This window comes from Thalassolituus hydrocarboniclasticus (assembly GCF_025345565.1).
Lineage (GTDB): Bacteria > Pseudomonadota > Gammaproteobacteria > Pseudomonadales > Oceanobacteraceae > Venatoribacter > Venatoribacter hydrocarboniclasticus.
Map to the genome: position 1 here is coordinate 445,733 of NZ_CP054475.1, position 18,775 is coordinate 464,507.

Genomic DNA, 18,775 nt, shown 5'->3' on the forward strand with positions numbered 1-18,775 from the left:
GTATGAGGCTTTCATTTTTATGAATCTGCTCTGGATTCCGTTGCTGCCATTGCTGGGAACACTGGTGCCATTACTCAGCTATCGCTTTGGGCGTACGGCGACCGCCGCGCTGACCGCATTGTTGCCGGCACTATCTCTGATACTGGTTGTTCAGGCTATTCCGGCAGTGTTTGCCGGTGAGGCGTTAACCTGGCAGGCCAGCTGGATTCCGCAGGTTGGTCTTAATCTGGCCTTTCACCTCGATGGTCTGGCATTGCTGTTCAGCCTGCTGATTCTGGGAATTGGCCTGCTGGTGATTCTGTATGCCCGTTATTACCTGTCTGATAACGATCATATGGGGCGCTTTTATTCGTATCTGATTCTGTTTATGACCGCCATGCTCGGTGTGGTGCTGTCGAATAACCTGCTGCAGTTGTGGTTTTTCTGGGAGCTGACCAGTATCAGTTCCTTCCTGCTGATCAGTTTCTGGTCACATAAGACCGATGCCCGTAAGGGCGCCCGTATGGCACTGACCATTACCGGTGCCGGCGGCCTGGCTTTGCTGGGCGCACTGATTCTGATCGGTCAGACGGTGGGCAGCTACGAGTTGCGTACGGTGCTGGCCAGTGGTGATGTGCTGCGTGAGAGTGCGGTGTATCCGGTTATTATTGTGTTGTTTTTACTGGGTGCTTTTACCAAGTCGGCCCAGTTTCCGTTCCATTTCTGGCTGCCACATGCAATGGCTGCTCCGACTCCGGTTTCCGCCTATCTGCACTCGGCCACTATGGTGAAAGCCGGTGTGTTTTTGCTGGCGCGTTTTTATCCGGTACTGGCGGATACCGATCTGTGGTTTGTGATAGTCAGCATGGTGGGTCTGGCCACCTTGCTGCTGGGCGCATATACCGCGCTGTTTAAGCACGATTTAAAAGGGCTGCTGGCCTATTCCACCATCAGCCATCTGGGCCTGATTACGCTGCTGTTTGGTCTGGATACCGAACTGGCTGCCATCGCTGCGGTATTCCACATCATTAACCACGCGGTATTCAAAGCGTCATTATTTATGGCGGCGGGGATTATTGACCATGAGTCCGGCTCGCGTGATATGCGCCAGCTGAATGGTCTGTGGAAATATATGCCGTATACGGCAACGCTGGCGATGGTGGCGGCGGCATCGATGGCCGGGGTGCCGTTGCTGAATGGTTTCTTATCGAAAGAAATGCTGTTTGCCGAAACCCTGCATCAGTCGACCCTGGGATCGTTATCCTGGTTGATTCCATTGCTGGCTACTGTTGGTGGTGCGCTGGCCGTGGCTTACTCCCTGCGGTTTATTCACGACGTATTTTTTAATGGCGAGCCGATCAATCTGCCGCGTACGCCGCATGAGCCTCCGCGCTATATGCGGGTGCCGGTCGAAATTCTCGTTGTGCTCTGCCTGCTGGTGGGTGTGGTACCTAATTTCGCCGTGGGTGATTTATTAAATGCAGCAGCCAGTGCCGTACTGTACAAACCATTGCCGGATTTCAGTCTGGCGGTATGGCACGGATTTAATGGCCCGTTACTGATGAGTCTGCTGGCGGTGGCCGGTGGTGCGACGCTGTATTATAACCGTCGCCATTTGTTTGCCTTTCAGGGACAGTTTGCCGATCTTGATGCCAAAATTGAATTTGAAAAAGGCATTCAGTGGATCACGGCAAAGGCTGCGGTTGTGCATCACTGGCTGGATAATGCCTCGCTGCAGCGTTATGTATTTCTGCTGATTCTTTTTTCATTGATTGTCACCGGATGGCCATTACTGCAACTGGATCATGCTCAGGGCAGTCGTCCGCCACTGCCGGTTAACGGCATTGTTCTGGTGGCTGCCGGATTGCTTATTATCGGTACTCTGGCCACCGTGGTCTTCAGTCATCTGCGCTTGCTGGCGCTGATTATGATTTCCATCGTTGGTCTGATTGTGGCCATTGCCTTTGCTTATTTCTCAGCCCCTGATCTGGCACTGACTCAGTTGTCGGTTGAGGTGGCAACCATCATCCTGTTTTTGCTGGCGTTGTATTTCCTGCCACAGAAAACGCCACTGCGTGACAGCTCACCGCGGCGTATTGTGCGTGACCTGAGTATTGCCTCGCTGGTGGGGGCGGTGATCGGTACTCTGTGTTACGCCATGCTGACCCGGCCATTGCACAGTATTTCCGAGTTCTTTATTGCCAACAGTAAAACCGGCGGTGGCGGCACCAATGTGGTGAACGTTATTCTGGTGGACTTCCGTGGTTTCGATACGCTGGGTGAAATTACCGTTCTGGCGATTGCCGGTCTGGGTATTTATAAACTGCTGGCCGGGATGCGCCTGTATGTTCCGGCTGCAGACTCCGATGGTCGTCCATGGGCTAAAGATAAAAACCCGATGATGCTGGCGCTGATTTCACAGAGTCTGCTGCCCTTGGCGTTGCTGGTTTCGGCTTATATTTTCCTGCGTGGCCATAACATGCCGGGCGGTGGTTTTATTGCTGGCCTGATTACCGCGATCGCTTTAATTCAGCAATATATCGCCCATGGTGTGGCGTGGATGAAGGTGAGGCTGAACTTCCCGTATCACTGGCTGATTGCTGTGGGTTTATTGCTGGCAACCTTCTCCGGTCTGGGCAGCTGGGTGTTCGGGCAGCCGTTCCTGACAACCTGGTTCGATTATTTCTCGTTGCCATGGATTGGTAAATTTGAGCTGGCCAGTGCCATGGTATTTGATCTGGGCGTTTATTTTACGGTGATTGGTGCAACCTTACTGATTCTGGCCAATCTGGGGCAGCTTACGACCAGTGAGCGGCCACTGCCGGGAGGAAAATAATGGAAACTATCTATGCAATCTGCGTTGGTATTATGACCGCCGGCGGTGTGTTTCTGGTGCTGCGCGGTTATACCTTTGCGGTGGTGCTCGGACTTACGCTGCTGTCCTATGCGGTCAACCTGTTCTTATTTGCCAGTGGACGTCTGGTGATTAATGGCGCGGCGATTCTTGGTGAGTCAGAAGTGTATGCCGACCCGTTACCGCAGGCGCTGGTATTAACCGCCATTGTAATTGGTTTTGCCATGACGGCTTTTGCTCTGATTCTGGCACTGCGTGCCCGTGCTGATCTGGGTAATGACCAGGTTGATGGAGATAACGACTGAATATGCTGCAGCATCTGATCTTTTTTCCGGTTTTATTACCTCTGCTGGCAGGTATCTTTTTATTGCTGCCGCCACTGCAGGGACATGTTCAGCGCCAGCGTGTCGCTGTCTTTATGGTGAATACACTGCTTCTGATGAGTGCTGTTCTGCTGTTTCAGCAAAGTGTTCAGCATGAACCGCAGATGTACATGATGGGTAACTGGCAGGCGCCTTTTGGTATTGCCCTGGTCAACGATAAACTGGCGGCCATTATGTTGCTGCTCAGTGCGGTGCTGGGTTTTGCTGTGCATTTATATGCCTGTGCTGGTGATGACCAGCGCGGTCCGTTTTTCCATCCGTTGTTTATGTTTCAGCTGATGGGTATTAACGGTGCATTTCTGACCGGTGATGTTTTTAACCTCTTCGTATTCTTCGAAATTCTGCTGATCGCTTCCTATTCGCTGCTGATCCATGGTGGTGGTAAGCACCGCACTCAGGCAGCCGTGCATTATGTGTTGCTGAATCTGGTGGGCTCGGCGTTTTTCCTCTTTGGTCTGGGTATTATTTACGCCACGTTCGGCACGCTCAATCTGGCTGATATGGCGCATAAGGCTGCGCAGTTAAACAGTGAAGATATCGCCCTGGCGAAAGCCGGCGGCATGTTATTGCTGGTTGTTTTTGGTCTGAAGGCTGCGTTATTACCGCTGCATTTCTGGCTGCCGCGTACCTACGCCCACACTTCCACGCCGGTTGCTGCACTGTTTGCCATTATGACCAAGGTGGGTATTTACAGTATCTGGCGGGTGCACACTGCGGTGTTCGGTGAGTATGGTGGTGAGCTGGCCAATATTGCTATCAGCTGGTTGTGGCCGCTGGCTCTGGCAACCCTGGTTGCCGGAATAATTGCTTTGCTGGCCAGTCAGACGCTGAAAATGCTGGCGGCTAATCTGGTGGTGGTTTCTGCCGGGTCACTGTTATTAACCATTGCGCTTAATACACCACAGGCAACGGCCGCCGGGCTGTATTATTTAATTCACAGCACGCTGATGGCTGCCGCTTTGTTTCTGATTGCCGGGCTGGTGCAGGAGCAGCGCGGGCAGGCGCAGGATCGCTTCGTGCGTTCCCGCCCGGTCAACCAGCCGGCACTGCTCGGTGGCTTATTTTTTATCGCAGCGCTGGCATTAATCGGTATGCCGCCGCTGTCCGGCTTTGTTGGTAAAATTATGCTGCTGCAGGCGGCGGGTCATGGCGCTGATGCTGCCTGGATCTGGCCACCGTTACTGATTTCCGGTCTGGCGGCACTGATTATGTTCTCACGCGCCGGAACAACATTGTTCTGGCGTGTGCAGGGGGTATCACAGAGTCAGACCGTCGCCCATCCGTTACAGATTACGGCGGTTATTCTGTTGTTACTGACGTCACCTTTAATGGTTATCTGGGGTGGTGATCTGGCCGATATGACGATGGCCGCTGCTAATGAATTACACCGCTTACCACAGCCGCTGACTCCGGCGGTAAGTGCAGTGCAGGAGGTGCTGAAATGAAACGCTGGTTACCTATGCCACTGCACAGCCTGCTGCTGTTACTGGTATGGCTGCTGCTGAATGGCTTTTCGGCCGGGCATTTTGTTCTTGGTGGCTTCCTCGCCTGGCTTATTCCGCTGTTAACAGCACCTTATTCGGATCATCAGAGCCGTGCCGGGAAACCGCTGGTGGTTATCCGTTATGTGCTGCGTTTGTTACTGGATATTGTGTTATCGAATGTTGATGTTGCACGGCGGGTGCTGAAATCCAATCAGAGTCTGCAGCCGGGTTTTGTTGCTTTTCCACTGGTACTGACCGGTGATTTTCCGCTGACCGTGTTAGCCAGCACGATTTCGCTGACGCCCGGTACGGTGAGCGTGGATTTTTCTGAAGATAAGCAGTGGCTGTACATTCATGCACTGCATATTACTGATGAGCAGGCGCTGATTAACGATATCAAACAGCATTACGAAAAACCGCTGCAGGAGATTTTTTCATGCTGAATCTGACCCTGTTGCAAACAGCGATTTTACTGACTTCTGTACTGGTTGTGGTTTCGCTCATTCTCAATGTCTGGCGTATGCTGCGCGGACCGGATATTACCGACCGTATTCTGGCTCTGGATACGCTGTACATTAACAGCATTGCGCTGATTATTTTATTTGGCCTGTATAACGGCTCAGCCCTGTATTTTGAGGGAGCCCTGCTGATTGCCATGCTGGGCTTTGTCAGTACGGCGGCTTTGTGTAAATACCTGTTGCGCGGCGACATCATCGAGTAATGCTTATGGAATCTGTAGTACATATTATCGTTGCGGTATTGTTGCTGACGGGCGGTTTTTTTGTCTTCGTTGGCTCGGTGGGGCTGCTGAAATTACCGGACTTTTTCACCCGTCTGCATGCGCCAACCAAGGCAACAACTATGGGCATAGGGGCCATTCTGCTGGCCTCGATGGTGCTGACGACAATGCGCGATGGGCATCTGAGCATTCATGAGCTGGTCATCAGTCTGTTTTTGTTTATTACTGCGCCGGTTTCTGCGCATATGCTGGCTAAGGCTGCCTTGCACCGCCGGGTTAAGTTTCTTGATCACAGCAAGAACGCTCAGCTGGCTGCCCGTGCTGCGGAGCAAAAAACACCTGAGTAATTTTCACCGGCCACGTTGTGAATAATGGCTATACTTAGCGGTATATCGTTCGCGCAAGGCTTTGCTGTCTTGCCATATCACAACCGAGATTAACATGCGTAATGGCAGTCAGTACCAGCAGTCCCAGGGGTTGCTGCTGTTTAAAATCAATGAACGGCAAACCTTTGGCCTTGGCACTCTTAAAGTAAAAGAAATTGTGCCCTGGCAGCCATTAACTTCTATTCCACAATCCCATGCAGTTGTTGCCGGAACGGCTTATATCCGTGGCGTTACTATTTCGGTAATCGATCTGGCCGCGGCTATTGGGTATCGCCCGGTCAGTCCGGCAGAAATGAAAGACTGCTTTATTATTATTACCGACTGCCAACGGCAGAATGTTGGTTTTCTGGTGCGTAAAATTGATCGCATTATTGACTACAGCTGGCGCAATATCAGCCCGCCACCCAGTGCTGCCGGGCGGCATATTTATTCCACCGGTATTATTGAGTATGACAAGAAGCTGATTCAGTTGCTGGATATTGAGATGGTGCTGTCGACCATCTTTCCGGCCGATGAAGAAGCATTGCATGCTGATATCAGCCGTGAAGAGCAGAGCCGCTTGCGCGTGCATCCTATTTTGCTGGTGGATGATTCCAGCGTCGCCCGCCGGCAACTGGCGGAAGCACTGAATCATGTTGATGTGCCGTTTGAGGTTTGCTCCGATGGCAAGCAGGCGCTAACGTTGCTGACCGACGCCGCAGCACGCGGTACACCGTTCGATATTCTGGTCAGCGATATTGAAATGCCGGGGCTGGATGGTTATGAACTGGCCTTTGAGGTGCGTAATAACAGCACAACTCAGGGGATGTACATTATTCTGCACACCTCGCTTTCCAGCGAAATCAGCGTCGACCGTGCCCATCAGGTGGGTGCCAATGAAGCGCTGACGAAATTTGATGCCGCCGAGCTGATTCATGCCATGCTGCGCGGCGCTGAGCAGGTTGAGCGTGGTGATGTGATTCCCGGTGTGGAAAGCCGCCGCCAGAATTAACTCTGGCTCCTGCGACGACTTTCCAGCCGGCTTATCAGCGCTGCGGTTAAACGGCGTTGATGGCTTCCTGTAATTTATCCACACCAATAATGGTCATGCCGGGTATTGCCTGACGCGGAACATTGGCTTTCGGCACGATGGCGCGGGTGAAGCCATGCTTGGCGGCTTCTTTAATGCGTTCCTGACCGGAAGGCACCGGCCGGATTTCTCCGGATAAACCCACCTCACCAAATACGATTAACTCCTGCGGCAATGGCTGGTTGCGGAAGCTGGAGAGCGCCGACAGTAATAAGGCCAGATCGGCAGCGGTTTCTCCGACTTTTACCCCACCGACCACGTTGATATACACATCCTGGTCACCCAGATGTACGCCTCCGTGGCGATGCAGTGCAGCCAGCAATAAATTCATACGGTTCTGGTCGAGACCCACGGCCACCCGTTTCGGATGACCAAAGTGGCTGTCGTCGACCAGCGCCTGAATTTCGACCAGCAACGGCCGCGTACCTTCCCAGATCACCATCACCACACTGCCGGCGGCGGGCTCTTCGCTGCGGCTTAAAAAGATGGAGCTTGGGTTTTTGACTTCTTTTAAGCCGCTGTCGAGCATGGCAAAGACGCCCAGCTCATTAATGGCACCAAAGCGGTTTTTAATACCGCGCAGGGTACGGAAGCGGCTGTCGCCGGAACCTTCGAGCATGATCGAGCAGTCAATCATATGCTCCAGCACTTTCGGCCCGGCGAGGGTCCCGTCTTTGGTCACGTGACCGACGAGAAAGAGCACGGTATTGGTTTGTTTAGCGTAGCGGGTCAGGGCGGCGGCGCTTTCGCGTACCTGTGACACGCTGCCCGGCGCCGATTCTACGCCTTCAACGTGCATCACCTGAATCGAGTCGATCACCACAATTTTCGGTTTGTGCTGCTGCAGGGTATTAAGCAGGCGCTCGACGCTGGTTTCGCTCAGCATATTCAGCTGGTCGGTTGGCAGGCCTAAACGTTTGGCGCGCATAGCAACCTGTTGCAGGCTTTCTTCGCCGGTCACGTATAACGCGGGCATATTCCCGGCCAGCGTGCACATAGTCTGCAGCAGGAGTGTGGACTTACCGGCACCGGGATGGCCGCCGATTAAAATGGCCGAGCCCGGCACCAGACCACCGCCCAGTACCCGGTCAAATTCCAGCATGCCGCTGCTGATACGCGGTACTTCGGCCAGATCGACATCGGCCAGACGCTGAATGCCCTGACTACCCGCGGCGCCGGCATAGCCTGCGTAACTGGCATCACGGGACGGGGTTTTGGAGGAGGATACGACAAACTCCTGCAGCGTATTCCAGGCACCGCAGTCGGTACATTGTCCCTGCCATTTGGCGTGTTCAGAGCCACAGTCGTTGCAGACGTAAGCGGTTTTTTTCTTGGCCATAGCGATTTCTGTGCAATAAGCGGAAGGGGAGAGTGTAAGGCATTGCGCGTTCAGCGTCAGGGCCGTTACGCGTTCATCGTCAGGCTCGGTAAAGAGGCTGCATTCTCCCTATGGCGGCGCGGTACAAATTGTTAAACTCCCTGCTTTCCGTCAAACCTGACAATAAGGATAAGATCAGCATGAAAATTGAAACTCAGGCGATTCACGCCGGCTTTGCGGATGATCCGACAACCCGTGCCGTTGCGGTGCCTATTTATCAGACCACTTCTTACAGTTTTCGCGATACTCAGCACGGTGCTGACCTGTTTGACCTGAAAGAGCCGGGTAACATTTACACCCGCATCATGAACCCGACCAACGATGTGCTGGAACAGCGCGTTGCCGCAATGGAAGGCGGTATCGCCGCACTGTGCATGGCATCCGGCATGGCCGCCATTACCGCCAGCATCCAGACCCTGGCCCGTGCCGGCGATAACATCGTCAGCGTCAGCCAGTTATACGGCGGCAGCTATAACCTGTTTGCCCACACCTTCCCGCAGCAGGGCATCGAAGTACGCATGGCCTCCGGCGATGACGTTGCCGCGCTGGAAGCGTTAATTGACGATAAAACCCGCGCATTATTCTGTGAGTCCATCGGTAACCCGGCGGGTAACGTGGTGGACATTCAGGCGCTGGCCGACATGGCGCACAAACATGGCGTACCGGTGATCGTTGATAACACCGTTGCCACCCCTTACCTGTGCCGTCCGTTTGAATTCGGTGCCGATATTGTGGTGCACTCGCTGACCAAATACATCGGTGGTCACGGTACAACCGTTGGCGGCGCGATTGTCGATTCCGGTAAATTCCCATGGAAAGATAACCCACGCTTCCCGCACTTTAATCAGCCTGATCCGTCTTACCACGGCGTGGTGTATGCCGATGCCTTTGGTGAAGCGGCCTTTATCGGTCGTGCCCGCGTAGTACCGCTGCGCAATATGGGTGCAGCTCTGTCGCCGTTTAATGCCTTTATGATTCTGCAGGGGCTGGAAACTCTGGCTCTGCGTATGGATCGTCACGTAGAAAACGCGCAGAAAGTGGCTGAATATCTGGCCGCCCATGAGCAGGTTTCCTGGGTGAATTATGCCGGTCTTAAAACCAGCAAATACCACGAACTGGCACAGCGTATGCTGAATGGTAAGCCATCGGCGATTCTCAGCTTTGGTATCAAAGGCGGTGCCGAAGCCGGCGCTAAATTTATTGATGCCCTGCAGATGATCAAGCGTCTGGTAAATATCGGTGATGCCAAGAGTCTGGCCTGTCATCCGGCAACCACCACACACCGTCAGCTGAATGAAAAAGAACTGGCATCCGCTAGTGTCAGCACCGATCTGGTGCGTCTGTCGATTGGTATCGAGCATGTTGACGATATCATTGCTGACGTTGAGCAGGCGCTGAAAGCCGCTCGCTGAGCCGGTTGTATCTGAAACGTCCGGCGCTGTGCGCCGGACATTCTGCGGAGTTTTTTTGGTTATGTCTTTTGGTCAGTTTGTTGCCCTGATCTGCACCGTACTCTCACTCGGCACCATTGCCGTGACTTATGCCGTTGGCGTAAACGAAGGTACTGCTGTTGCCTGTAATCCTTTCTTTGATGGCTGTACTGACATTACCCATACCGGAATGAAAGGCGATGCCGGATTTATTTTCCGTGGCGGCATGATTGCCGGCTGCGCATTTTTTATTGTCTGGTGGCAGGTGATGCGTACCTGGCTGGCCGGACACAGTGGTCGTATGGCTTTAAATGCCATGCAGTTTTTTGGTGTGATCGCTGCTGTTGGTTTACTGGTCGGGACTGCGGTGCTGGTGCCGGAAAAAGACGCAACCCGCTGGGGTGTACATGTGCGCGGCGCGAATCTGTTTTTTCAGGGCATGCTGATTGCGCTGACGATTAACTATGTATTGATTTTCCGCGCCCGTAAGGCCGGACTGGAAGTGCCGTCGTTTATCGCAAAAAGCGTACTGATGGCGATTCTCTGGCTGATGTTTGTCGCCTTTGCCGGTGTGACCGTCGGCGTGGAAATGAGTAACGGCAAGCGCATTATCGAGTGGTGGGCGACGCTCTTTATTGGCCTGTACTTTTTGACCTCTTATTGGGACTGGCAACGGGTTCGCCTCAGTCATTATTAATTCGCTGATGTAAACAAAACGGAACAAGGATGTTGTTATGACCTTACCGCAAAGAGCGGCGCTGGTGGCTTGCCTGCTGCCAATTATTACCATTGCGCTGAGTTATTTTCTTACCGTACAGAGCGGCCATAAGCCCTGGTGCGTTCCCTATTTCGAGGGCTGCACAACCATCACTGCAACCGGTATTTATTATCCGGCGGCTTATGTGTTCCGTGCCGGATTAATCAGTGCCGCCGTAGTGTTTATTCTCTGGTGGTATTGTGTGCGCGCCTGGCTGGAAAGTGTTGGCCGCCCTGAACATCACCCCTGGATTCACCGTATTGTTACCTTCGCTATTATCGCCAGCATGCTGCTGATCGCCTCCATCGCGGTGCTGGGTGAGCATATGCTGCCGCCATCTGAGCACCGGTTTTTATGGCGCTTTCATACCGCAACAGCGGGGTTGTTTTTTCTGGTAACGGCGTTGTGTCAGATCATGATGACACTGCGTATGCGTCAGTTGCAGCGTGAGCTGAATATTAAATTCAGCCGTATTGCCAGCAAACAGATTCTGGCGGTTTTGCAGTTGTTATTACTGGCGGCCTTTGTGCTGATTCTGCTGCTGGACTTAAAAACCGATGGCGTGGAAGAAATTTTTGAATGGTGGCTGGCGACTTTCAGTTGCTTATATTTTTATACCACCTTCCACGACTGGCGCGATTTCCGTTTAACCCGGCGGGAAAAAGAGCTGGCGTTGCAACAGCATGAAACCCTGCAGGAGGTGACCGTATGACGTTACCGCAACGCGTTGCCTTAGGCAGTTTCTGGTTATCACATCTCACCTTCTGGCTGACTCTGGCGCTGAGCATGGCCTGGGGCGTGACCGATGTCTGTATTCCTTATCTGACGGGCTGTACCAGCATTACTGCAACCGGCATTCCTGATCCGCAGGCGTTTATTTTTCGCGGTGGTTTAATTGCTGCCTGCGTTCTGTTTATTGTCTGGTGGTACTGCATGCAGGCCTGGCTGATTGAAATTGCACCCGAACGGCCGATATGGACGGTGCGCTATATGGTCACCACGGGCATTATCAGCTCGATTTGTCTGATTGTTGCGACCGCTGTGTTGCGGCCGGATAAGGGCAATCTGCCCTGGACGCTGCATACTGTCGGTGCGGCTTTATTTTTCCTGATTTCACTGGTGGTACAGACCCGTATCACTTACTGGCTGAAACATCTGGCCAAGCGCGGTGTGAATATCGGTTCCAGTCTGCGGCAGAAATTTATTCTGGTGTATGCCCAGTGGTTTTTCCTTGGGGTAATGATCGTGCTGCAGGTTGCCGATAGTGATGACCGCTGGAAAAACGTGGTGGAGTGGTGGATGGCATTGCTGATCGGGTTGTTTTACCTGACCAGCTATCGCGATTGGGCCGGTTTCCGCCTGACAGATGCAGAATAACTGACCGGAATCATAGCTCCGGCGGCAGCGGCGGTTTATGCTGTGATTTCCTGACGGCGCGTTACTGCCGTTTTTTGCTAAGAACAAGAGGACAGACTCTATGCCGATTTCTCAGGAATTACTGCACGAAATGAATCTGCTGGCACAGTTTGATCTGCACAGCATGCAACAGGGTATCAAGGTTCATTCTGATGCTGCGCCGGAAATTGTCGCTGCTGCACAGCGGTTGTTTGATAAAGGCCTGATTGATCAGGCTGATGGCGGCTATCTCACCAGTCTGGGACTGGATGCCGCTGAGCATGTGCAGAATCTGCTGCAGATTCTTAAAGTCTGACCTGCTGTTTCAGCTGAGCGTCTGCTCAGCTGAAATCCCCCCACTGAAACTGAAACACACTTAATGCCGCCAGCGCTGCTGTTTCGGTACGCAGAATCCGCGGGCCTAATGTCAGTCCGGCAAAGCCGCTGCTCATGGCCATTTCCACTTCCTGTTCGCTGAATCCGCCTTCCGGTCCGACCAGCAGGGCGACGCTTGCCGGCTGCGGATAGTCACGCAGTGGTTTCTGCCGGTGAGGATGCAGCAACAGACGTACATCCGCAGTGTTGTCTTTTGCCCAGTCGGCAAAATACTGTGGTGGATGAATGGTCGGAATGCGGTTACGGCCGCTCTGTTCACAGGCGGAAATTGCCACCTTCTGCCAGTGCTCCATTTTTTTATCCAGCCGCTCGCCTTTTAAGCGGACTTCACAGCGCTCGCTCCACAGTGGGGTGATATCGCTGATACCCAGTTCGGTCGCTTTCTGGATAGTGAAGTCCATGCGGTCACCCTTGGAGACCACCTGCCCAAGTTGCAGGTTGAGCAGGGTATCGGCTTCGCTGCGCAGAATATCGCCAACCAGTACCGACGCACTTTTTTTCTGCACATCACACAGTTGTCCGGCGTATTCATGGCCATCACCATTAAACAGGCGGACAGGATCGCCGTCGCCCATGCGTAATACACGGATCAGGTGGGCAAAGGCCTGGTCATCCAGTTCAATGCGCAGACCGCTGCACAGGGCGGCGGCAGAATAAATACGGGGGCCGGACATAATGAACGGATTCCTGCAGAAGACAGAGCTCTGCATGATAACAAAAAAGTGCTGAAATCAGAGAGGGGCTGGGGGAGGGGAAAGCAGAAAGCGCCAGCTGACCCGGCGCCGGTATTTTATTCGTGATCGCGTTGCTGGCGTAAGGTACGGCTCTGCAGCTGGAACAGATGCTGAATCAGCAGCTCCTGTTCGGTTTCTTTCAGGCCTTCAAAATTGACCCGCACCATGTAAGGTGCATCGCTTTCGCCGCTGTTGTCGATGGAGACGATATTACCCGCCAGAGACAGAATGGCATTGGATGGTTTCAGCTGCAGGTTAAACAGCAAATGGCTGCTGCCGCGCAGATCGGCATCGGTATTAAAGGCCATGCCACAGGCGCTGAGATTTACCCGTACGCGGGCTTCCGTCATCGACAGATTCAGTTCCGGATGATTGGCGTTGCTGCCGTTCAGCAGATTCATTTTACGGTTCAGTAATTCGAGAGCCTGACCAATGGCCGGGTGCACCGAGCGCACCTGATGAATCAGATTGCCGATGTCCTGCTCCAGTTGTTTCAGCTCACTCTTCTGTTGGCTGTGATTCTCTTTCCAGTGGCTGAATTCATCCTGGGTGATGGCCTGAAAATCCATCACCACTTCATCATCAAGGCGGAAAAAGCGGCGTCTCTCTTCCATTGTTTTTATTATCCCAATCAGAATATTTCGTCAGGGCTCAGCTCGAAATCCTCGGGCCGGGCATTTACCGCATCTTTTACCTGTCCGTCGTCCGGTTGTATCTCCGGAACATCGTCATCGTCATTTTCGTGGGTGCGCAGAATCACGATCTCTACCCGGCGGTTACGGGCGCGGGATTCAGCATCGGTATTCGGTACCAGTGGCTGAGTATCGGCATGGCCGACAATCTGAAAACGGCTGGAGTCGAGTTCCGGCGCGACAAACAACTCTTCGGCAAAGGCTGCAGCCCGGGCGGAAGACAGCGTCCAGTTGGAACGGTAGCGGCCACCGGCAACCGGAATATCATCAGTATGTCCCTCAACGGAAATCTGACCCGGAATCGTTACCAGTACTTCGCGGATTTTATCGATCACCGGCAGGAATTTGTCGTCAATATAATCCGAACCTGAGCGGAAGGCGCCGCGCTGTTCGATGCGGATAATAATCTTTTTGCCCACGGTTTCGATTTCCAGCTGGCCCTGAGCAATTTCGCTTTCCAGCTTGGCCGCTATTTCCATAGCCTCTGCTTCGGTCTTTTTATTCTCTATATCTTCTTGCGGTACCACTATTTCACGGGTTTGCTGTCCCTGATCGCCCTGGCGTTCTTCCTGCTGGGTAATTTCATCCTGGCACAACACTTCCAGCGAACTTTTGGTGATGTCGCTGGTTTTTTGCCGTACCTCATTGATTGGGGTCGGCTCCGGAATCGACGGACTGAAATGACGGGCAATAATACTGGTGCCTTTTGGCGGATCACTGACGTTCACAACCGTCTGCACGCCAAAAGCTTCACGCAGCTCACCGGCCAGCCGTTTGAATTTCATGGCATCCATTTCTGAAAATGACAGCAGCAGTACGAAAAAGCACATCAGCAGCGACATCAGATCGGCAAAGGTCATCACCCAGCCGGGAATACCGGCAGGACAGGGTGGACATTCCTGTTCTTCTTCAGCGGCCATAATGCTCAGTCACCTGATGTGTTGCGTTTGCCTTCCTGAATATAGGCCTGCAACATGGTTTCAATTACACGGGGATTCTGGCCGCTCTGAATGGCGAGAAGTGCATCAATGATCATAGATTTCAGCCGGTCTTCTTCGTTCTTACGCAGCGTCAGCTTGTCGGCAATCGGCAGTGACAGCATGGTCGCAACCATCGCACCGTAGAGTGTGGTCAGCAGTGCAACCGCCATGGCCGGACCGATGGACTTGGGGTCATCCATATTCGCCAGCATGGCCACCAGACCAATCAGGGTACCAATCATGCCCATCGCCGGAGCAACGTCACCCAGCGACTTAAAAATAGTGATACCGATATCATGGCGTTCGCTGGCTTGCTTCAGCTCTTTATTCATTAACGTGCGCACAACGTCCGGATCGTGGCCATCGACCAGCAGCTGGATACCTTTACTGAGGAAGTCATCACTGACCTCTTTGCCTTCCAGTGATAACAACCCGCCTTTACGCGCCAGACCGGCCATTTCCACTACCTCTTCAATAATGGCTTCCGGTTTACTGAGCTTAAAAGAAAAGGCTTTGGCGGCAATTTTAATAGCGCCAAGAAACTGGCCGAGTTCAAACTTCATCATAACGGCGAACATACTGCCGACGATCACAATCAGGATCGAAGGCACGTTCACAAACATACTGATATCGCCGCCCAGGACCATCGCCATAACGACGATGCCAAAGGCGCCGACTACCCCAACTAACGATGCGAGATCCACTGATGCTCCTTGCCACTAAACCATTCACTGCCTCTGAGTTTAGTCAAACATTCGTGATCTTCCTTCGCATTGACGAAATTGTTGGCAAGCGGTGCAGAAACCGTCACCCCTGCACCGGTTGACCCGCCGCAGCCTTGGGTTTAGTGTGGCCGCTCTCCGGGAGAGCGCGATATATGACTGGTAAAAATGCCCCTTTTGAATTTGAAGCAGCACTGACCGAGCTTGAGCAACTGGTCGTGCGTATGGAAAACGGCGACCTGTCGCTGGAAGATTCGTTACGTGCCTTTGAGCAGGGCATTGGCCTGACCCGTCAGTGCCAGCAGGCGCTGAGTGCCGCCGAGCAGCGGGTGCAGTTGCTGCTGGAACAAAATGGACAGAGCGTGGCGCAACCTTTCAGTACAGGTGAGGAGCCATAATGGCGCAGGATTTACAGCCATTACAGCAACAGCTGCAGAGTGTACAGCTACGGCTGGAGCAGCAGCTGCATCAGCATCTGCAGGCATTGCAGCTGGCCGATCCGCGTTTGGCGGAAGCCATGACTTATGGCGTGTTGAATGGCGGTAAACGCCTGCGGCCATTTCTCTGTTATGCCGCCGCCCAGGCGCTGGGTGGAAACTGGCAGCAGGCCGATGCCGCAGCCACCGCACTGGAAATGGTGCACAGCTACAGTCTGGTGCACGATGATTTACCGGCCATGGACGACGATGATCTGCGCCGTGGTAAGCCAACCTGTCATATCGCTTTCGATGAAGCGACCGCTATTCTGGCCGGTGATGGCCTGCTGACCGCCGCCTTTGAAGTGCTGGCCAATGCGCCGCAGCAAACGGCAGAGCAGCGCCTGACCCTGATACGTCTGCTGGCGCAGGGCTCTGGTGGTGCGGGAATGGTGGCCGGACAGAGCATAGACCTCGGCCATGTCGGTAAGCCGATGACGCTGCCCGAGCTGGAGCGCATGCACCGCCATAAAACCGGGGCGCTGATCCGCAGTGCCGTGTTAATGGGCGCTCACGCTGCCTGTGCTGACGTGGATAAGACAACCGAGCAGGCGCTGGTGCGCTATGCCGATGCCGTCGGTCTGGCCTTTCAGGTACAGGATGACATTCTTGATATCGAAGGTGACACCGCCATTCTGGGCAAAACCCAGGGCGCCGACCTGGCACTGAATAAGCCAACCTATCCGGCGTTGCTGGGCCTTGACGGTGCGCGGACCAAGGCCCGTGAACTGGTCGCCGACGCTCATGCGGCGCTGACCGAACTGCGCGGTGATACCTCGGTTCTGGCTCAACTGGCGGATTACATTATTAACCGCGACCACTGAGTTCAGTCTGCGCGTATGGATACTGCGGAATAGCACAGAAAGTGCGCTTTCAGAACTGTCAGTCCGTGCCAGATACGTCACAGCGCTACTCATTAACGCCAACAGTCGTTAGAATGGCAGCCCTTTTGCGGGGCTGCCTCATGGTTATTCTTGTTCCTGAATATGCCCCCACCTGACGGATACCGCGATCGCGCCAATATAAGCTGATGACATTGACTGAAATTCCTGGCTCCCGCCCAAGTACGCCGCTGCTGGACAGCATTGACTCTCCGGCCGATCTGCGCGCGCTGGATGCCGACCTGTTACCCCAGGTCTGTGCTGAGCTGCGGGAGTTTCTGCTGTACAGCGTAAGCCAGTCCGGCGGCCACTTTGCCGCAGGTCTGGGGGTGGTTGAGCTGACCGTCGCTCTGCATCACGCATTTAATACCCCGGAAGACCGTCTGGTCTGGGACGTGGGTCATCAGGCGTATCCGCACAAAATCCTGACCGGCCGCCGCGAGCAGATGCCAAGCATCCGCAGCGCTGAAGGGCCGGCGGCATTCCCGCTGCGTGAAGAAAGCGAGTACGACACCTTTGGTGTGGGTCATTCCAGTACCTCTATCGGTGCGGCCTTAGGCATGGCGCTGGCGTTGCGCGCGCAGCAGAAAGAACAGCAAACTGTGGCCATTATCGGCGATGGCGCCATGAGCGCCGGCATGGCCTTTGAAGCGCTTAACCACGCCGGCCACGTTAAAGCCGATATGCTGGTGATCCTGAACGACAACGATATGTCGATCTCCAACAACGTCGGTGCGCTGAACAAATACTTCACCCGCATCTGGTCGAGCCGCACCTATTCCGCTTTGCGTGAAGGCAGTAAACGGGTGCTGGAGAAAATTCCGGCGGCGTGGGAATTTGCCCGCCGAACCGAAGAACATATGAAGGGCATGGTCGCGCCCGGCACCTTATTCGAAGAGCTGGGCTTCAACTATTACGGCCCGATCGACGGTCACGATCTGGATGAGCTGCTGCTTACCCTGCAGAACCTGAAAAAGCTCAAAGGCCCGCGCTTCCTGCACGTGGTTACCCGTAAAGGCAAAGGCTTTCAGCCGGCTGAAGACGACCCGATCAAATACCATGCACTGAAAGGCAGCAATGCCGGCGCTGGTGTGAAACTGCCGAGCTATTCCAATGTGTTCGGTAACTGGCTGTGTGATATGGCGGCCGCCGATGAGCGCCTGATGGGTATTACTCCGGCGATGCGTGAAGGCTCTGACCTGATCCGCTTCTCGCAGGAATTCCCGGAGCGTTATTTCGATGTTGCCATTGCCGAACAGCATGCGGTGACCCTGGCTGCTGGTCTGGCCTGTGAAGGTGCCAAACCGGTGGTGGCGATTTATTCGACCTTCCTGCAGCGCGCCTATGATCAGCTGATTCACGATGTCGCATTACAGAATCTGGATGTGCTGTTTGCCATCGACCGCGCTGGTCTGGTCGGTGAAGACGGCCCGACGCATCACGGTGCCTACGATTTAAGTTACCTGCGCTGCATCCCGAACATGGTGGTCATGACCCCATCGGATGAAAACGAATGCCGTCAGATGCTTTATACCGGCTATCAGCACGAAGGCCCGGCCGCAGTGCGTTATCCGCGTGGCAGTGGCACCGGGGTTGAGCCAGCCGCAGAGATGCAGGCTCTGGCGATGGGTAAAGGCATTTTACGCCGCGAAAGTTCTGCCGCAGCGGGTAAGCGGGTTGCCATTCTCGCCTTCGGTGCGCCTCTGCGTGAGGCTTTGCTGGTGGCAACCACTCTGGATGCCAGCGTCGCCGATATGCGTTTTGTTAAACCACTGGATACCGAACTGGTATTACAGCTGGCGGCAGACCATGACCTGCTGGTCACACTGGAAGAAAACGCTGTGATGGGCGGGGCCGGCAGTGCCGTGCTGGAAGCGCTGGCAGCCGCCAATGTACAGGTTCCGGTACTGACTCTGGGCATCCCCGACCGCTATATCGAACATGCCTCTCCTGCCCAGCAGCAGCGCGATATTGCGCTGGATACCGATAGTATCCTCGGCAGCATCCGCAGCCGTCTGGCAAAAGGCTGATTCTGCGCTT

General features: G+C 54.0%; 20 protein-coding genes. 15 read left to right on the plus strand and 5 right to left on the minus strand.

Annotation, left to right across the window (positions count from 1 at the left end; translation table 11 throughout):
• The first annotated feature begins 19 nt into the window (after positions 1-19).
• The 7 genes from HUF19_RS01785 (at position 20) to HUF19_RS01815 (ending at position 6,816) form a co-directional block, all read left to right on the plus strand.
• Entirely contained in the window at positions 20-2,815 is a 2,796-nt protein-coding gene (locus HUF19_RS01785) for a monovalent cation/H+ antiporter subunit A (protein ID WP_260998232.1), read from the plus strand.
• Complete coding sequence (locus HUF19_RS01790) at positions 2,815-3,138, plus strand: Na+/H+ antiporter subunit C (RefSeq protein WP_145470755.1); 324 nt, start codon at positions 2,815-2,817, stop codon at positions 3,136-3,138. Before HUF19_RS01785 ends, HUF19_RS01790 begins: the two co-directional genes overlap by 1 nt.
• Before the next feature lie 2 nt (positions 3,139-3,140).
• Positions 3,141-4,661: a monovalent cation/H+ antiporter subunit D gene (locus HUF19_RS01795; RefSeq protein ID WP_260998233.1), complete on the plus strand. Its 1,521-nt coding sequence runs from the start codon at positions 3,141-3,143 to the stop codon at positions 4,659-4,661.
• Positions 4,658-5,143 (plus strand): Na+/H+ antiporter subunit E, encoded by a 486-nt coding sequence (locus HUF19_RS01800; protein ID WP_260998234.1) that lies wholly within the window; start codon positions 4,658-4,660, stop codon positions 5,141-5,143. Before HUF19_RS01795 ends, HUF19_RS01800 begins: the two co-directional genes overlap by 4 nt.
• Positions 5,137-5,421 carry a K+/H+ antiporter subunit F gene (locus tag HUF19_RS01805; protein ID WP_260998235.1) on the plus strand — a complete coding sequence of 95 codons (285 nt, stop codon included), beginning with the start codon at positions 5,137-5,139 and terminating at the stop codon, positions 5,419-5,421. The genes HUF19_RS01800 and HUF19_RS01805 overlap by 7 nt, the downstream gene beginning before the upstream one ends.
• A gap of 5 nt (positions 5,422-5,426) precedes the next feature.
• Positions 5,427-5,786: a Na+/H+ antiporter subunit G gene (locus HUF19_RS01810; protein WP_260998236.1), complete on the plus strand. Its 360-nt coding sequence runs from the start codon at positions 5,427-5,429 to the stop codon at positions 5,784-5,786.
• Between the two features lie 94 nt (positions 5,787-5,880).
• Complete coding sequence (locus HUF19_RS01815) at positions 5,881-6,816, plus strand: chemotaxis protein (RefSeq protein WP_260998237.1); 936 nt, start codon at positions 5,881-5,883, stop codon at positions 6,814-6,816.
• Positions 6,817-6,862: 46 nt separating this feature from the next.
• Here HUF19_RS01815 and radA read toward each other — a convergent pair whose 3' ends face one another.
• Entirely contained in the window at positions 6,863-8,233 is a 1,371-nt protein-coding gene (gene radA / locus HUF19_RS01820; RefSeq protein WP_145470767.1) for a DNA repair protein RadA, read from the minus strand.
• 179 nt (positions 8,234-8,412) lie between these two features.
• Between radA and HUF19_RS01825 the strand changes: the two genes are divergently transcribed.
• The 5 genes from HUF19_RS01825 to HUF19_RS01845 all read left to right on the plus strand — a co-directional run bounded on the left by HUF19_RS01825 (position 8,413) and on the right by HUF19_RS01845 (position 12,170).
• Positions 8,413-9,684 (plus strand): bifunctional O-acetylhomoserine aminocarboxypropyltransferase/cysteine synthase, encoded by a 1,272-nt coding sequence (locus HUF19_RS01825; protein ID WP_260998238.1) that lies wholly within the window; start codon positions 8,413-8,415, stop codon positions 9,682-9,684.
• A 61-nt stretch (positions 9,685-9,745) separates the two neighbouring features.
• On the plus strand, positions 9,746-10,399 hold the full coding sequence (locus HUF19_RS01830) for a Frag1/DRAM/Sfk1 family protein (protein WP_225692413.1): 654 nt from the start codon (positions 9,746-9,748) through the stop codon (positions 10,397-10,399).
• Positions 10,400-10,436: 37 nt separating this feature from the next.
• Positions 10,437-11,171, plus strand: coding sequence for a hypothetical protein (locus HUF19_RS01835; RefSeq protein WP_260998239.1), 735 nt, complete (start codon positions 10,437-10,439; stop codon positions 11,169-11,171).
• Positions 11,168-11,836, plus strand: coding sequence for a Frag1/DRAM/Sfk1 family protein (locus HUF19_RS01840; protein WP_260998240.1), 669 nt, complete (start codon positions 11,168-11,170; stop codon positions 11,834-11,836). Before HUF19_RS01835 ends, HUF19_RS01840 begins: the two co-directional genes overlap by 4 nt.
• 100 nt (positions 11,837-11,936) lie before the next feature.
• Positions 11,937-12,170 (plus strand): TIGR02647 family protein, encoded by a 234-nt coding sequence (locus HUF19_RS01845; protein WP_260998241.1) that lies wholly within the window; start codon positions 11,937-11,939, stop codon positions 12,168-12,170.
• A 25-nt stretch (positions 12,171-12,195) separates the two neighbouring features.
• On the opposite strand, the gene HUF19_RS01850 is transcribed toward HUF19_RS01845, so the two are convergent.
• The 4 genes from HUF19_RS01850 to pomA all read right to left on the minus strand — a co-directional run bounded on the left by HUF19_RS01850 (position 12,196) and on the right by pomA (position 15,360).
• Positions 12,196-12,924, minus strand: coding sequence for a 16S rRNA (uracil(1498)-N(3))-methyltransferase (locus tag HUF19_RS01850; protein WP_260998242.1), 729 nt, complete (start codon positions 12,922-12,924; stop codon positions 12,196-12,198).
• A gap of 116 nt (positions 12,925-13,040) precedes the next feature.
• On the minus strand, positions 13,041-13,598 hold the full coding sequence (locus HUF19_RS01855) for a PilZ domain-containing protein (protein ID WP_260998243.1): 558 nt from the start codon (positions 13,596-13,598) through the stop codon (positions 13,041-13,043).
• Positions 13,599-13,615: 17 nt separating this feature from the next.
• Positions 13,616-14,596: a flagellar motor protein MotB gene (locus HUF19_RS01860; RefSeq protein ID WP_260998244.1), complete on the minus strand. Its 981-nt coding sequence runs from the start codon at positions 14,594-14,596 to the stop codon at positions 13,616-13,618.
• A 5-nt stretch (positions 14,597-14,601) separates the two neighbouring features.
• A complete protein-coding gene (gene pomA, locus HUF19_RS01865; RefSeq protein WP_260998245.1) occupies positions 14,602-15,360 on the minus strand; it encodes a flagellar motor protein PomA in 759 nt (252 codons plus the stop codon).
• A gap of 173 nt (positions 15,361-15,533) precedes the next feature.
• Here pomA and HUF19_RS01870 point away from each other — a divergent pair, with 173 nt between their 5' ends.
• From HUF19_RS01870 to dxs, 3 genes are all read left to right on the plus strand, one after another.
• Positions 15,534-15,776: an exodeoxyribonuclease VII small subunit gene (locus tag HUF19_RS01870; protein WP_260998246.1), complete on the plus strand. Its 243-nt coding sequence runs from the start codon at positions 15,534-15,536 to the stop codon at positions 15,774-15,776.
• Positions 15,776-16,678 (plus strand): (2E,6E)-farnesyl diphosphate synthase, encoded by a 903-nt coding sequence (gene ispA, locus HUF19_RS01875; RefSeq protein ID WP_260998247.1) that lies wholly within the window; start codon positions 15,776-15,778, stop codon positions 16,676-16,678. The genes HUF19_RS01870 and ispA overlap by 1 nt, the downstream gene beginning before the upstream one ends.
• Before the next feature lie 206 nt (positions 16,679-16,884).
• Positions 16,885-18,765 (plus strand): 1-deoxy-D-xylulose-5-phosphate synthase, encoded by a 1,881-nt coding sequence (gene dxs, locus HUF19_RS01880; protein ID WP_260998248.1) that lies wholly within the window; start codon positions 16,885-16,887, stop codon positions 18,763-18,765.
• Positions 18,766-18,775: the final 10 nt, after the last annotated feature.